Annotated in this window: 13 protein-coding genes; 6 read left to right on the top strand and 7 right to left on the bottom strand. The window is 58.3% G+C overall.

Annotated features, from left to right (window positions below):
- Nucleotides 1-75 precede the first annotated feature (75 nt).
- Nucleotides 76-990, top strand: a complete 915-nt coding sequence (locus tag M5E06_RS29435; protein WP_252141277.1) for a prephenate/arogenate dehydrogenase family protein — start codon at nt 76-78, stop codon at nt 988-990.
- A gap of 24 nt (nt 991-1,014) precedes the next feature.
- Here M5E06_RS29435 and pobA read toward each other — a convergent pair whose 3' ends face one another.
- Nucleotides 1,015-2,229 (bottom strand): 4-hydroxybenzoate 3-monooxygenase, encoded by a 1,215-nt coding sequence (gene pobA / locus M5E06_RS29440; RefSeq protein ID WP_252141278.1) that lies wholly within the window; start codon nt 2,227-2,229, stop codon nt 1,015-1,017.
- Between the two features lie 161 nt (nt 2,230-2,390).
- Here pobA and M5E06_RS29445 point away from each other — a divergent pair, with 161 nt between their 5' ends.
- The 3 genes from M5E06_RS29445 to M5E06_RS29455 all read left to right on the top strand — a co-directional run bounded on the left by M5E06_RS29445 (nt 2,391) and on the right by M5E06_RS29455 (nt 5,092).
- Nucleotides 2,391-3,380: a helix-turn-helix domain-containing protein gene (locus tag M5E06_RS29445; RefSeq protein ID WP_252141279.1), complete on the top strand. Its 990-nt coding sequence runs from the start codon at nt 2,391-2,393 to the stop codon at nt 3,378-3,380.
- 24 nt (nt 3,381-3,404) lie between these two features.
- Entirely contained in the window at nt 3,405-4,247 is an 843-nt protein-coding gene (gene cysE, locus M5E06_RS29450; RefSeq protein ID WP_252141280.1) for a serine O-acetyltransferase, read from the top strand.
- 95 nt (nt 4,248-4,342) lie between these two features.
- Complete coding sequence (locus tag M5E06_RS29455) at nt 4,343-5,092, top strand: DUF3750 domain-containing protein (protein WP_252141281.1); 750 nt, start codon at nt 4,343-4,345, stop codon at nt 5,090-5,092.
- 3,135 nt (nt 5,093-8,227) lie between these two features.
- On the opposite strand, the gene M5E06_RS35690 is transcribed toward M5E06_RS29455, so the two are convergent.
- The 5 genes from M5E06_RS35690 to M5E06_RS29475 form a co-directional block, all read right to left on the bottom strand.
- Complete coding sequence (locus M5E06_RS35690) at nt 8,228-8,356, bottom strand: hypothetical protein (RefSeq protein ID WP_286209028.1); 129 nt, start codon at nt 8,354-8,356, stop codon at nt 8,228-8,230.
- Nucleotides 8,353-8,820, bottom strand: coding sequence for a DUF6641 family protein (locus tag M5E06_RS29460; protein WP_252141282.1), 468 nt, complete (start codon nt 8,818-8,820; stop codon nt 8,353-8,355). Before M5E06_RS29460 ends, M5E06_RS35690 begins: the two co-directional genes overlap by 4 nt.
- A 323-nt stretch (nt 8,821-9,143) precedes the next feature.
- Nucleotides 9,144-9,497, bottom strand: coding sequence for a DUF6626 family protein (locus M5E06_RS29465; RefSeq protein ID WP_252141283.1), 354 nt, complete (start codon nt 9,495-9,497; stop codon nt 9,144-9,146).
- A gap of 55 nt (nt 9,498-9,552) precedes the next feature.
- Entirely contained in the window at nt 9,553-9,924 is a 372-nt protein-coding gene (locus tag M5E06_RS29470) for a hypothetical protein (protein WP_252141284.1), read from the bottom strand.
- 69 nt (nt 9,925-9,993) lie between these two features.
- On the bottom strand, nt 9,994-10,863 hold the full coding sequence (locus tag M5E06_RS29475; RefSeq protein WP_252141285.1) for a DNA adenine methylase: 870 nt from the start codon (nt 10,861-10,863) through the stop codon (nt 9,994-9,996).
- 543 nt (nt 10,864-11,406) lie between these two features.
- Between M5E06_RS29475 and M5E06_RS29480 the strand changes: the two genes are divergently transcribed.
- Complete coding sequence (locus tag M5E06_RS29480) at nt 11,407-12,075, top strand: PDDEXK family nuclease (RefSeq protein WP_252141286.1); 669 nt, start codon at nt 11,407-11,409, stop codon at nt 12,073-12,075.
- Here the strand turns inward: M5E06_RS29480 and M5E06_RS29485 are convergent.
- Entirely contained in the window at nt 12,072-13,007 is a 936-nt protein-coding gene (locus M5E06_RS29485; protein ID WP_252141287.1) for a DNA-methyltransferase, read from the bottom strand. The genes M5E06_RS29480 and M5E06_RS29485 overlap by 4 nt on opposite strands.
- A 291-nt stretch (nt 13,008-13,298) precedes the next feature.
- On the opposite strand from M5E06_RS29485, the gene M5E06_RS29490 reads away from it, so the two are divergent.
- Complete coding sequence (locus M5E06_RS29490) at nt 13,299-13,868, top strand: tyrosine-type recombinase/integrase (protein ID WP_252141478.1); 570 nt, start codon at nt 13,299-13,301, stop codon at nt 13,866-13,868.
- The last annotated feature ends 164 nt before the right edge of the window (nt 13,869-14,032 follow it).

Raw genomic sequence — 14,032 nt, forward strand, 5'->3', positions numbered from 1 at the left:
GGTCCGGCGGGCGCGAGATGGTTTAAACGGGACGGTTTTTCGCCCGTTCACTCCGCTTTCGGGACACCCTGCGTCATGTCCACCGCCAGCACCGATACCACCTCCGCTCCTGGCCCCCTGTTCGACCGCGTCGCCATCATCGGCATCGGTCTGATCGGCTCCTCCCTGGCACGGGCGTTGGCGGAGTATGGGATCGCGCGGCAGGTCGTCTGCGCCGACCGCAGCGCCGAGGCCTGCGCCAAGGCGCTGGAACTGGGCATCGTGGCGGAGGCCTCCACCGATCCGGCCGAGGCGCTCGCCGGTGCCGATCTGGTGATTCTGTCGACTCCGGTCGGCAGCTACGCCGCGGTCGCCGAGGCCATCGGGCCGCTTTTGCAGCGCGGGACCATCGTCACCGATGTCGGCTCGGTCAAGCAGGCGGCCCTGCGCGACATCGGGCCGCACCTGCCCGACGGCGTCCATCTGATCCCCGGCCACCCGGTGGCGGGCACCGAGCATTCCGGGCCGGAGGCCGGCTTCGCCACCCTGTTCCAGGGCCGCTGGTGCATCCTGACTCCGCCGACCGGGGCCGACCGCGACGCGCTGGAGCGGGTGACGGAGCTGTGGCGCCGCGTCGGCTCCACCGTGGAGATCATGGAGGCCAGCCACCATGACCGCGTGCTGGCCATCACCTCGCACCTGCCGCACCTGATCGCCTACACCATCGTCGGCACCGCGTCGGACCTGGAGGAAGACACCAAGTCCGAGGTCATCAAGTTTTCCGCCGGCGGCTTCCGCGACTTCACCCGCATCGCCGCCAGCGATCCGGTGATGTGGCGCGACGTGTTCCTGAACAACCGCGAGGCGGTGCTGGAAATTCTCCAGCGCTTCACCGAGGACCTGACGGCGCTGCAGCGCGCCATCCGCTGGGGCGAGGGGCAGCAGCTGCAGGACCACTTCACCAAGACGCGGGCCGTGCGCCGCGGGATCATCGACGCCAAGCAGGCGTAAAGGGGCGGGCGGGCCGGCTGTTTTTCACTCCATCGGCAAGCCCACGTAATTCTCCGCCAGCGCCGTCATGGCGGCGCGGGAATGGACCAGATAGTCCAGCTCGGCCAGATGCACGCGCTGCTCGAAGGGCGACTCCGCGTCATTCCGGTGCAGCATGGTGGTCATGGACCAGGAGAAGCGCTCCGCCTTCCAGATCCGCCGCAGGCAGGTGGCGCTGTAGCCGTCCAGCCCTTCGGTCGTGCCGGATTTGTAGTAGGCGGTCAGGGCGCGCGACAGCACCAGCACATCGGCGACCGCGAGGTTCAGGCCCTTGGCGCCGGTCGGCGGCACGATGTGGGCGGCGTCGCCGGCGATGAACAGCCGGCCATGCCGCATGGGATCGCAGACGAAGCTGCGCATGGCGATGATGCCCTTCTGGAAGACCGGCCCCTCCGTCAGCGTCCAGCCATTCCCGTCCTCCAACCGGCGGTGCAGTTCGGACCAGATGCGGTCGTCGGACCAATTGGCGATGTCATCCTTGGGATCGACCTGGATGTAGAGCCGCTGCACCTCCGGCGAGCGGGTGCTGAGCAGGGCGAAGCCGCGCTCGTGGTTGGCGTAGATCAGTTCGGGGTGTGACGGCGGCGCCTCGGTCAGGATGCCGAGCCAGCCGAAGGGATAGACCATCTGGTATTCGGTGCGCGCGGCGGCCGGGATCGCCTGCCGGCTCGGCCCGTGGAAGCCGTCGCAGCCGGCGACGAAATCGCAGCGCAGTTCCTCCAGCGGGCTGTCCGCGCCGCGGCTGAACTGCACACGCGGCGCCTTGCTCTCCAGGTCGTGGAACTGCACGTCGGACACGCCGAACAGGATGGTGCCGCCATCCTCCAGCCGGGCGGAGACGAGGTCGCGGATCACCTCGTGCTGGGCATAGACGGTGACGCGCTTGCCGCCGGTCAGCTCCGCCATGTCGATGTGGTGGCTGCGGCGGTCGAAGCGCAGCGTGATGCCGGAATGGAAATGGGCCTCGCGCATCATGCGGTCGCCCAGCCCCATGTCGTTCATCAGGTCGACCACCCATTGCTCCAGCACGCCGGCACGGATGGTGCCCTCGATCTCCTCGCGGCTGCGGTGCTCCAGGATCACCGACTCGATGCCCTGGCGGTGCAGCAGATGGGACAGGAACAGACCGGCCGGGCCGGCGCCGATGATGGCGACCTGGGTGCGGCCGACCTGGGTATCGGCCGAATTGGTGGGGTGCATGTCTCTCGCCCTCCTTGGGGACCTGGGGCAGGTGCGCTGTTGCTGATTGTTGAGCTGACCAATCATTTGCACTCATGCTATTCCCGGAGGCGGAGGGCCGGACATAGACGAACCGGCGAAAGACTTGTACTTTTCATCGCAAGCCTGCCGGAGCCCGTGCGATGTCCGCCCACGCTGCCCATTCCGGCCACAGCGCCGAACCCATTCCCCGCTATTGGCTGTACGGCGAACCGCCGGCGATGCCGGAGCTGCGCTTCGTCCATATCGAGACGATTCCGGAGCGGATGCGCTTGTACAATTGGGAGGTCCGCCCCCACCGCCACGACGGGCTGAGCCATACGCTGCTGGTCACGGACGGCGGTGGGCGGCTGACCGCCGACGGGGTGGAGGTGGCCTTCCGGGCCCCGGCGCTGATCACCGTGCCGGCGCAGGTGGTGCATGGCTTCCGCTTCGATCCCGGCACCGACGGCCATGTGCTGACCATGTCGGAGGGGTTTCTGGCCGGTGTGCTGGCCGCCGCACCGGAGGCGGAACTGCGCGAGGCACCGGCCCTGCCGCAGGCTTGGGACCTGAATGCCGGGTCGGACGAGGCGGCTTCGCTCGACCGCTGTTTCGCCGAAATCAGGCGGGAGTTCCGCGCCCACCACGTCGGTCGGGCCAGCGCGATTTCGGCGCAGGTGATGCTGCTGCTGGTCGCCACCGCGCGGCTGGCGGCCGACCGGCGGCGCGATGAGGCCGGGCGGAGCGGGCAGGGGGTATCGGCCGACCTGCGGCTGCTCGCCCGGCTGCGGCCGATGATCGACGAGCGCTTCAGCCGGCATTGGCCGGTGGAGCGCTATGCCGCCGCGCTCGGCGTCACGCCCGGCCGGCTGAACGCCGCCTGCCGCCGAGTCACCGGCCTGTCGACCCTGCAGCTGGTCCATGCCCGGCTGATGCTGGAGGCCCGCCGTTCGCTGATCTACACCAGCCACGGCATGGCGGAGATCGGCTATGCCCTGGGCTTCGAGGACCCGGCCTATTTCTCGCGCTTCTTCACCAAGCGCGAAGGGCGGTCGCCGCAGGCCTTCCGCCGGGCGCATGGCGATGGTGGAACGGGAAGCAGCCTTGACGGCAACGGCCTTGACCGGACCGGGGGCGGCTCACCACAGTAACAGCCTTGTTTGCGGGAAAGGGTGATGGCGATGGACAGCCTGGACGTCACGATGCGCGAGGCGGCCGAAACGGTCGAACAGTCGCTGTGGTGCAGCCTGCGCGCCGACGCCGCCCGGGTGGCGGAGGAGGAAAGCGGCCTCGCCCCCTATCTCTATGACGCGGTGCTGGCGCGCGACGGCTTCGGCCCGGCGCTGGCCGCCCTGCTGGTGCGCAAGCTGGCCGACCGCGCCATGCCGGAAGACCGGCTGGCCGCCGTGGTGCGCGACGCCATGGAGTCCGACCCGGCCATCGTCGAGGCCGCCGCCGCCGATCTCGCCGCCATCCTGGCGCGCGACCCGGCGGCCGACGGCTGCCTGACGCCCTTCCTCTATTTCAAGGGCTACCATGCCCTGCAATGGCACCGCGTCGCCCACTGGCTGTGGCGGGGCGGCCGGCACGACCTCGCCCATTTCCTGCAAAGCCGGGTGTCGGAGGCCTTCGCCGTCGACATCCACCCGGCGGTGCCGGTCGGGCGCGGCGTGTTCATCGACCACGGCACCGGCGTGGTGATCGGCGAGACGGCGGTGATCGGCAACGACGTGTCGATCCTGCAGAACGTCACGTTGGGCGGCACCGGCAAGGAGCATGGCGACCGCCACCCCAAGGTGCGCGACGGCGTGCTGCTGTCGGCCGGGGCCAAGGTGCTGGGCAACATCACCATCGGCGCCCACGCCAAGGTCGGCGCCGGCAGCGTGGTGCTGAAGGACGTCCCCGGCTGCGCCACCGTGGCCGGCGTGCCCGCCAAGGTCGTCGGCTGGTGCCGCGACGAGCCGGCGCCGGCGCTCACCATGGACCAGAGCTTGCAGCAGGGCGATTACAGCATCTGAGCCGCCTTTGCGCTGTCCCTCCGCTGTCACCGGAAATCCGCCATCGCAATGACTACATGGAAGGCGGACGGTAACAGGGCACGAGGGCCGTGAGGGTGCTGCTGGCATTTCTGTTGACGCTGGTCCTGCTGCTGGCCGGGCCGGTGTTCCTGCTTGCCTCTGGCGCGGTGCCGACGGCCGTCGACTGGAGCCGCATCGACCGTAGCCCGGTGGGCCTCGCCCCCGACGCGGCGACGACGCCGGAGGCGGTGGTGCAGGTCTATGCCGCCCGCGTGCTGTCCTGGCGCGGCGCCTTCGGCGTGCATCCCTGGTTCGCCGTGAAGCCGGCCGGCGCCCGCAGCTATACGGTTTACGAGGTGATCGGCTGGCGCGCCTACCGCGGCCTGTCCGTGGTCTCCGTCAGCAACCGCGACCCCGACGGCCGCTGGTTCGGCGCCCAGCCCATCCTGCTGGGCGAGCTGCGCGGCCCCGCCGCCGAAGCCGTCATCCCCAAGATCGCCGAGGCCGCCGCCAGCTACCCCTATGCCGGCGAGTACCGCGTCTGGCCCGGCCCAAACAGCAACACCTTCGCCGCCTGGGTCGCCCGCGCCGTGCCGGAACTCCGGCTCGACCTGCCATCGACCGCGCTGGGCAAGGATTACCTGGGGCGTGGGGTGTTCGCACGGGCGCCGAGCGGCACCGGCTGGCAGATCAGCCTGTTCGGCGTCGCCGGCCTGCTGCTGGCGCTCGAGGAGGGGCTGGAGGTGAATTTTCTGGGGCTGACGGTGGGAATCGACCCGCTGGATCTTGCAGTGAAACTGCCGGGGATCGGACGGGTGGGGTGGATTAAGTCGGAGCCACTTTGAGAAGAGCGGAAGAACTCGTGGGGAGTTTGGAAGAGTATGGTCAGTTGGATTGACCGGAGCACACCATCCAAACCCTGAACTTAGAAGGGAAGATGGTGCCCAGGGACGGAGTCGAACCGCCGACACGGGGATTTTCAGTTGCAAACAGCGCAGGTTAAGCTGTTGATTTTGCACGAATGCGCCGAGGTATGTGCTAGCGGTGTGCTAGGTTAGGTAATTTTAGGTAAGATTTCCTATCACCCATTGCGTATTTGCCTTGCGGTGCATAGTGCTTTGCCTCAACAAGATCAAGCACGAATGCAGATTCAGCGTTTCTGCAAAGCGCGCTAACGACATAATCTTCTAAGTTCCAGCTAAGCCCTTCCCTTGCGCAGCGCTAACTGAGTGGGAACCGGTACTTGATGTGATCTGCCTCGGCATCTGCCTCTTCCATCAGAAGTTTTGCCCAGCTGAAGCCGTCTCCTATGTCGTACAGCGCCAATGTCTTAGCTTCATGTAGCGTGTTGTTTACCCAAGCGAGGAATGGCTCGTACACATGGTCGATAAGTAGCATCTCGCGACTCCCGTATACTTTAGGCGGTGCGGGGCCTATTCGCGGTATGTCGCGGCAAAGGGTGCAGATCCACCCATCGGAGGTTTGCGCAGCCACAGCATCGAATTCCGCAATTTCATCCCAACGGTCGTTACGGTCCGCTGGGTTTCTTACCGTTACAACGAGGCTGTCTCGCACTGCTGTGGTGACGAGCAAACTCGATGCAGCCAACTCCCACTCTCTGTCGCTAATCTGACGAAGGGGGATGAGAAAGCGATATTGGTGACTCACGTACCATGACCGGAATGTGTTCAAGCCGGGATTTTGGGAGCAGGTATTATCCATGTTTGGTCCCTATCATCCTAACAGCGTTAGCGAGTGTGCCATTCACAATGTATTCCAGCATGGACATTGGGCGCATCAAGCGGACCATCCGCGCCTTGTCGACCGTTAAGCGCCAGTCTGAAGCAGTTTACGGCAGCGGTGGTCAAACAGACAGGCCACTTCCTCCTCGCTCGTTGTAGGCGAGATCCATCAGACCTTATGCCGCCACGAAATGGCTTTCCCAATAAACCTGCTTTGCGCATAGAAGGTGTCATCTGTACGGGCAGGTACCCGATTAAGCAACAGAGACCTGCGGCGCTCCCAAAGAACCCCGGCGACACCCCGATTGTAAGGCTTCAGACCGGGACTTCCAATGTGTAAGGGGTGCCCCATCGCAACTGCTATTGGCGACGTGCGGTCAACCCAAGCTACCACACGATGATTCTTCCAGAGAAATCGAAGGAAGGACGGCTTCACGGGCTTAGATCTACGCTGCCTCAATGCGGTGTCCTCCTCAAACTGCCATTCAATCCAGTTTCAGCTAACGTAAGCACAGAAAAGGACAATTGAGGGCATAACTTTAAGGCGGCCATACATTATACGCGTCGTCGACTTTTTGGTTGTTTAGCAGAGTTGCCAAAAACCTAGTCGGCTGCTCCGAAGCCAACCTAGAAACGTGCGCCCACAGGTTATTCACAACCTCCTGTGAAGGGGGAAGCCAGATCTCTTCGTACGCCATGACTTTGATAGGCATGTTGGGATGTAGCTGGTGCACCAGCTCCCCACCGCGGAATAGCTCCCCGTGCTTGATGAAAAAATCTGACCAAAGAGGCATACTGCCTGACACCAGCCATAGGAAAGCCCGCAGGTTTACATCTCTCGTAGAATGCCAGCCAGCCTCCCTGAGACTCGCGTCCAATGCCTCGCGTTCAGCAAGGGCCTCCCGTAACAGCTGAAATAGATCGCATCCGCTGTCCATAATGTTACACCAATTGCTGTTTTCTGATGGCTGACGTTGCTTATCAGTTTGCCGATAAGCGGAGCCGACGATTCTGGCGACAAGCTAAGGGGATGACCCGTGAGTAAGGAAGTGTTTAAGTGCTGGGCAATGGAATTCTCATCCCGTGAGTGCCCCACCACGGTCGAAGTCGACAAAGCTCAGATAAGTCAACAGATCGGCGCAAGGGCAGCTGCCTCCATCTACGCAGAACAGCTTTTTAGAACATATGGAGAGCACGTCGTCAAAACGTTGGAAGTCCATGTCGATGATGATTGCGAATACCCTCCATCGCTCATCTACCTACAGGCAAATCGCGAAGGTAAGATACGATATATTGATGTCGGCGTGATCGATAGCGCTGGAAGCGAGTGGGGGTACCGCGTGACAGTAGATGGCCCACCAAGCGCTTTTTTCGCAGGGAAAAGCCTCAGGTAACCGGTATTTCGCCAACTCATTTTCAGGATTGCACTTCACCAACTGTGAAGCCGGTCATCCGCCAAGGCGTAGGTTGGGCTACAAGCATGAATGACTATCACGTTCCGCAACTGCTGAAACAATCCTCCTACGGTTACTGGATCAGCAATTGCGGAGCAATCTCGAATGTGGAGGAGAGGCACGGCCATATTAGTGCACTACTAGATCATGACGAGTTCATCGATCTCAGCCCAACCCAGCCTTACCGGATGTGGTATGAGGCAGCCTTACTTCGCGGCTGGGTGCGGATAATCGCACCATCGGTCGATAGGCAGCAATTTCGCTTTCAGTTCCGTGAGCTTTCACCCGCCACACGCACTTCGTTACTCTGGCTTATCAATAGCTTGGCGCGATATCGCGAGTACATACTCGAAGCGTCCATACCTAGAGTGTTCCATTCACCTCACGAAACATCGAGCTTTATCGCCCAGTGTTGTGCCCCAATAGATGAGTTAAGCACTACATCGTGGACCGGTATGCAGTCTGAACATGCAGTGCAGACGGAGACGGAAAAATGAAGGAGCACGACGTTGTCCGACTGGTCCGCTCTGTTCGGCAGGATGATGTTGTCGTCGCTCGTGGTACAATAGGTACCATCGTCTCATGCTGCCTAGAGAACGGGTGCCCTGATGTCTACTTGGTGGAGCTAAGTAATCATGACCCCATCAGCTTGCTGAAGGTAGTGACCGCGGACACAGGGCTTCTGTGCTGCGATTCCCCGAAGCCGAATACGGTGCCATAGCCAAGATATCTTCATTCAAGGAATTGTGCATTTCGAGCTAAAAGGTCAAACAAATCTGAATATTCATGAGGCCGTAAGATTGAGTGAGGCAATGCTGACGCCAATTACCAGCCGGCCGCCATCGAAGGTTCGGCGCAGATGGTCGTTGAGGCGCGCGATTTCCGCCGCACGCCCCAGCGCCTTGTCGGTCATTGCGCGGCCTTTCCGGCTTTGGTTGTCGTCGGCTTCTTCAGCACCCGCTGACGGCTCGCAACCGCGCCGGCAATCGCCTTGTCGAGTTCCCCAGCCGCGATGGCCTGACGGACCTGTTCCAGCACCGGCACCAGACGGTCTATCGTGCCCACGGCGATGACCGACTTGCCGGGCTTGAGTTCGAGCGGCTTGTTGCCATAGTGGATGTGGAGGTGAATCGTTCCCGCCTCGTCCTTCCACCACCAGGGCCGGAACCGCACCGGCACGTCGCGGCGTTCCTTCGTGCCGTCGACCTCAACCCACCGGCCGACCCGGCGGATGAACACCTCGCCTTTAATCGTCGCCGTCGCGGCCTCGATCTGAAGTGCCAGTGCGTCGAGCAGCTTGCGACGGGCAATCCCTTCTGGGCTGGCTTCGCGCTGCTTACCGATGTTCGTGAGGGTTAGGCTGTCCAGGATGCTCATTTGCGTTCTCCATACGTTCAATTTCTGTATGGTAACGCCCCGGCGCCATGGCTCAACCTATGAGTGAGCCGTGGCTAACGCCTTTAATCGATCTGCCACCCACCGGTGCTGCCAAGGCAGCGGGAGATAAATATCCGTATAACGGATACGCTCATGGAGAACTGCTATGGAAATTGAAGATATCGATGACCTTTTTCCCTTTCCCAGTCCTGGGGATCGGGCAATGACTGAAGAGGAAATGAATGCTCTGCGTCTACGCATGCAGGCGTGCATTCAAAGAGCTCGGGCTCCGCATAGCGGCGCGCGGCATCTGTGCCCGAACCTTATCCAGCTACAACGGTAGCATGAGGATCAGACCTTACTGGCACAGCGCCAGCAGCACGGCATTTCGGTGCTGCGGCCAAAGCACGGGCGCGCATGTCATCCCACAGGGCATCAAGGAGTCTTTCCAAAAGACCGTATTGCTCGTGGTAGCGCGGATCAGCGGCCAGTCGGTCGACGAGCAATTCCAGCCGCGCAGCCAACCCCATCAAGGCCATCATGTTAGGTTGGCGCTGCCTTGCTTCCATGGAGGTGAAGTAACTTGGTGATGCGCCCAACCAGTCTCGGCTGAATTGCGCCTTCGTGTTACAAATGCCAACATGAGCGAGGATATTGTATGCATTCTGTAAAATCATCTCATCGCCTTAATCAATATCTATAATGGAAGCTGCTGCGCCAGCAGCATCTTATTTATTCACTCCATGCCTTCGCGGCAGTGAGCTTTGCATCCGATCTTGACTTTTGTGCAGCAGCCATTGTCGCCAGCGTTTCAGCGCGGATTTGCTCGATCTCTAACCGCGCCTGCTCCGCCTCATACTCCGTTTTGCGGAGTTCTGCTCGATCCTTCCGCAGTTCGAGTTCTTCGCGTTCCACTTCGGGGTCGCCAAAGATCAGCGCGATGGTCTGCTGCTCCCGTCGGTGTTGGCGCTCACGCGCCTGACGTATCCGCTTCTCCCGGTTCAGGTCGTGTAGGCTTGTTCGAGGCTTCCGCGCGTCGCCCAGACGTATCTTTGATTGATGGTCTTCGGCTGGATCATAGATTCCTAACTCATATGCACGCATTTTTGCATTTCTCCAATGTTGCATTTATACTTATCTGGCAAAGTAATGACAAAGGTGCCCATATCGGCGTTACTCCAATAGTACTGCTTGCACATCGGACTCATCAAATTTCTTCCCACGGCGTTCAACAAGAGGTCTATTAGATATGAGCAATTCATCAATATCCCGATTTCCACTTTTTAGGTTTATTTCTCGCCGATTCCTTATGTTTTCGATGTAGTAACTCGAATAGAGTTCGCGAATAAACTCGGTATTGCTGTTGCTCATGATCCAGTGCACGCCACGGGAAGTCATCTCGCGACAAACCTCGGCAAGCCTAACGTGATCGTTAGCGCGAAACTGCTGATCAGTGTACCGGTTAAATTCAGAATGCCCGCCAAGCTTGTAGTAAGGTGGATCTAGGTATACGAAGTCACCCTCCTGTACATCTTGAAGCGAAATTTTGAAATCACCGTGTCGCAAATCAACATTATTTAAAAACTCAGCGACAGCTTGCAAATTAGCTGGGTCAAAATATCGCCTGTCGTAATTCCCATAAGGAACGTTAAATTGTCCCCTCTGATTCACTCGGAAGAGTCCGCGGAAGCACGTTTTATTCAAGTAGATAAAATTGGCAGCTTTCTGTGCACGCGGCAAGGCTCTAGGGCATTGCGCTCGCAGATCAAGAAAGAACTCCTTAGTGTTAGGCATTTCCATCAGTGCTTCCGCAACTGCATTCCAGTCTTCTTTAATGGCCTGATATGTGTCAATAAGCCATGTATTCGCATCGGATATCATCGCACACTCTGGCTGGAGCGTAAAAAGTACGCTGCCGCCGCCAACAAATGGCTCGTAATACTTACCGTATTTCACGGGAAAGTAACGTATGAGGTTTGAAGCGATGCCTTGCTTGCCGCCCGCCCATTTCACGAATGGGTTGAGTTTAATCTTCTTTTCCATGCGGTCATGATACTTTTCCACCTGTTTCAGTCAAGAGCAAACTCTCCGCTTAGGGGCTGAGGTTACTATAGAACGGAACGCAAACATATCAAGGTGATAGCTTCACGCTTTCAGTAATTCATTGATAGCTCTCAAGCAATTTTCCTCTACTGCCATCTATATGATTTGGGTGTCATCGTCATGATGAATGCTGATCTGGAGCGGATGCTAAGCCCCAGCTCTGGTCGTTGACACGATTGATCTGGTTCACTCTCGGAGTAACTTTCTAACCGGCACTATTCAACCCAGTGGTTTAATTACCTATTACGGTGGGACGGACGCTCGATATCGATACCGGCGTAATGTCGAACTAACGCCACGTTCGGGCCGTCCATCACCTACTGACTCCACCAGGCACATGCACACAGTGTTTATCTTGTCGGTCCTGCTAACTACTGTTCTCCGCAGGAACTTTCTTTCATCAAAAAAGAGAGAGTTTGGTCGATCATGCTTCAATTTTGAGGCATGTTAGGATATCAATGAGCTCTAAAGAGGAGCTCATTAATGAAGATCGCAGAAACCATTGTCCTGATCAACAAAGGCCCTTTTGCTAAGTCGAAGCAGTGGGCGGATATCAGGCATAAAATTCACACTGCCATCGCACAGGCCGAATGGCCCGTAAATTCCGGTTCATTTACTATCTATCCGGAGAGCGGAAAACGGTCCGGCCAAGGCAACGGTGTGGTTCCAATCAAAGCTAAACCGATGAAGATCCTTAGGGATGATGGTTGGACGCTGGAATATCCGTGGGAGGTAGCCGCCAAAGCCGGGGTGGCTGGAAAAAGCCGTAAGGGTTCGAGTCCTGGTGACATCGATGCTGCCAAGCAGTTTGACGATGGTTTGGTTGTTGTTGAATGGGAGACTGGGAATGTCAGCTCGTCCCATCGGGCCATCAATAAAATGGCGCTCGGCCTTCAAAAGAAAAAATGTGTGGCCGGCGTCCTCGTAATCCCTAACATGACGTTAGCTAAATTCCTAACTGACAGGATCGGCAACATTGAAGAAATTCGGCCGTACTTCTCTTTGTGGGAAAACCTCGCGGTGAATGAAGGCGTCCTAGAGGTCGTTGTTATCGAACAAGACAGCGTCAGTATGGAAGTGCCTCGCATTCCGAAGGGAAGGGACGGTAGGGCGGCAGAAGGACAACTTGCCGCCCTAATTAAAAAAAGCTAATCCTCGATATGGTCGCTATTGGAGTGGTGTGCGATCTCACGATCTAGCAAACGCTCCTTGATCTGCTGAGAAAAGTCAAGCTCGCTGCCCAGCCAATATCTGTTTTTCTTTTCACAAACTGCGAAGGTGGTGCCGGAACCGCCAAATGGATCAAGCACCACCTCGCCCTCAACAGTGCTCATCTCAACAACACGATCTAACAGCTTTGTGGAGAGTGCATTAGCTGGCCTATCCTTCGATTTGAATTTCCAATGCCGAACCGGCGGGATGTCTGTCCAAACATCCTTAAGGTTCACGCCAAGAGGATTCATAGCATGTCGATGCCCACCGTAATCCTTGATTTCCCCTCCGCAATGCCGGCAGACTTCGATTGGCGTACGAATTTTTCGGAACGTCTTAGGTTTTCCTTTCGTGAAGTATAGAAGTGAGTAATGAGCTGGATACAAACGTCCCGCGATAGGAAGAGAAGATTTAATTTCAACAGTTATATCGTGACGGAATACCATACCCTGTTCCATCAGATATGCGCCAAGGAGAATATTCCAGCGCGGCAGGTTATAGACAAACAATGCCCCACCAGGCTTCAGGATACGCATGCACTCATTGAGCCATGACCTGCACCAGCTGACATACTCTGCATCGGGCAGTTTATCATTGGACTTCTTTCCGTATTTCTTATCTAGATTAAACGGGGGATCAGCAAACACAGTATCAATTGTCGCAGATTTCACTCGCGGCAAGAAGTCCATGCAATCTCCGTCAAACAGCGCACCATATGGCGACTGAAAATACGGAGCTTCTGCACCCTCCATGAACTTTTCAACCTCGAATGCAGGTATGCATTGCGTAGGGGCTTTGCATCCAACCGGCGCCACTGAGGTGTCGCCCTGTTCAAAAAGATCTAAAGTCCGCGGCTTCACTGGATCATCCATCCTGTTCGCGTTTTGATCCGACCTTTAGCAGCAAAAGCATTCTAGGTCTAGGCCCTACTTGTGGCGGACGGAAAGTAGGTGATGCTCTCTGGAAAATCCACCTCATCGTCGCTAGAAGCAAATAGCACCTACCTGGAAGCACGCAGCAGTAGAACGAACCTAAGACAATCTACATTTTCTTATGTTCCTATTGGAAGTCGCATATTTCCTCAGCCTCTTTCAGGTCTTGAGCGAGGCCGCGCCCGAAAACATAATGTCTTGTGCGCAACGACTACGCATAATGAGGTTATGATGAAACAGGCGCGGGTGCTGACGGACGCGGAACAGAAGCGGTTGCTGGCCGTGGTCGCGCAGGGGCGGCACGCTGCCCGCAATCGGATGGCCGTCATGCTGTCCTACCTCGCGGGTCTGCGGGTCGGTGAGATCGCGGCTTTGACCTGGGGCGACGTGCTGGACGGCAATGGTGCTGTGCGTGAACAGGTCCGCCTCAGCGCGGAGATGACCAAGGGCGGTCATGCGCGGGTAGCGTTCGTCAATGACCGGCTGCGGAAGGAGATCGAACGCTACCGCAGCGTCGTGGGCGAGGGAGCGAAACCGGAACGGCCCCTGTTGCTGACGCAGAAGCGGACGGCATTCAGCGCCAATACCCTGTGCCAGTTGATGGCGCAGCTTTACGAGCAGGCGGGGCTCGATGGTGCGACCTCACACAGTGGACGGCGGTGGTTCATCACACGTCTCGCCCACAGTGGCATCAGCCCGAAGGTTATCATGACGCTGGCCGGTCACAAGCACCTGACCACGACCCAACGCTATATTGAGGTTAACGACGAACTGATGCGGGCGGCGGTTGATGTGCTCTGATTGTACGATGCCGCTGGTAGCATGCATATCTCCATGTAATAGATATGGCATAGGCCCCTTTTAAGTGTGCCGTAGTGGTGTTAGCTACCCTGAAGGGCAATAGACAACAAATTTTGCTTTTATTGAATATAGATATAATATTGATTCTAAGGTATCATATACAT

Origin of the sequence: Azospirillum sp. A1-3, from assembly GCF_023806445.1 — a bacterium.
Lineage (GTDB): Bacteria > Pseudomonadota > Alphaproteobacteria > Azospirillales > Azospirillaceae > Azospirillum.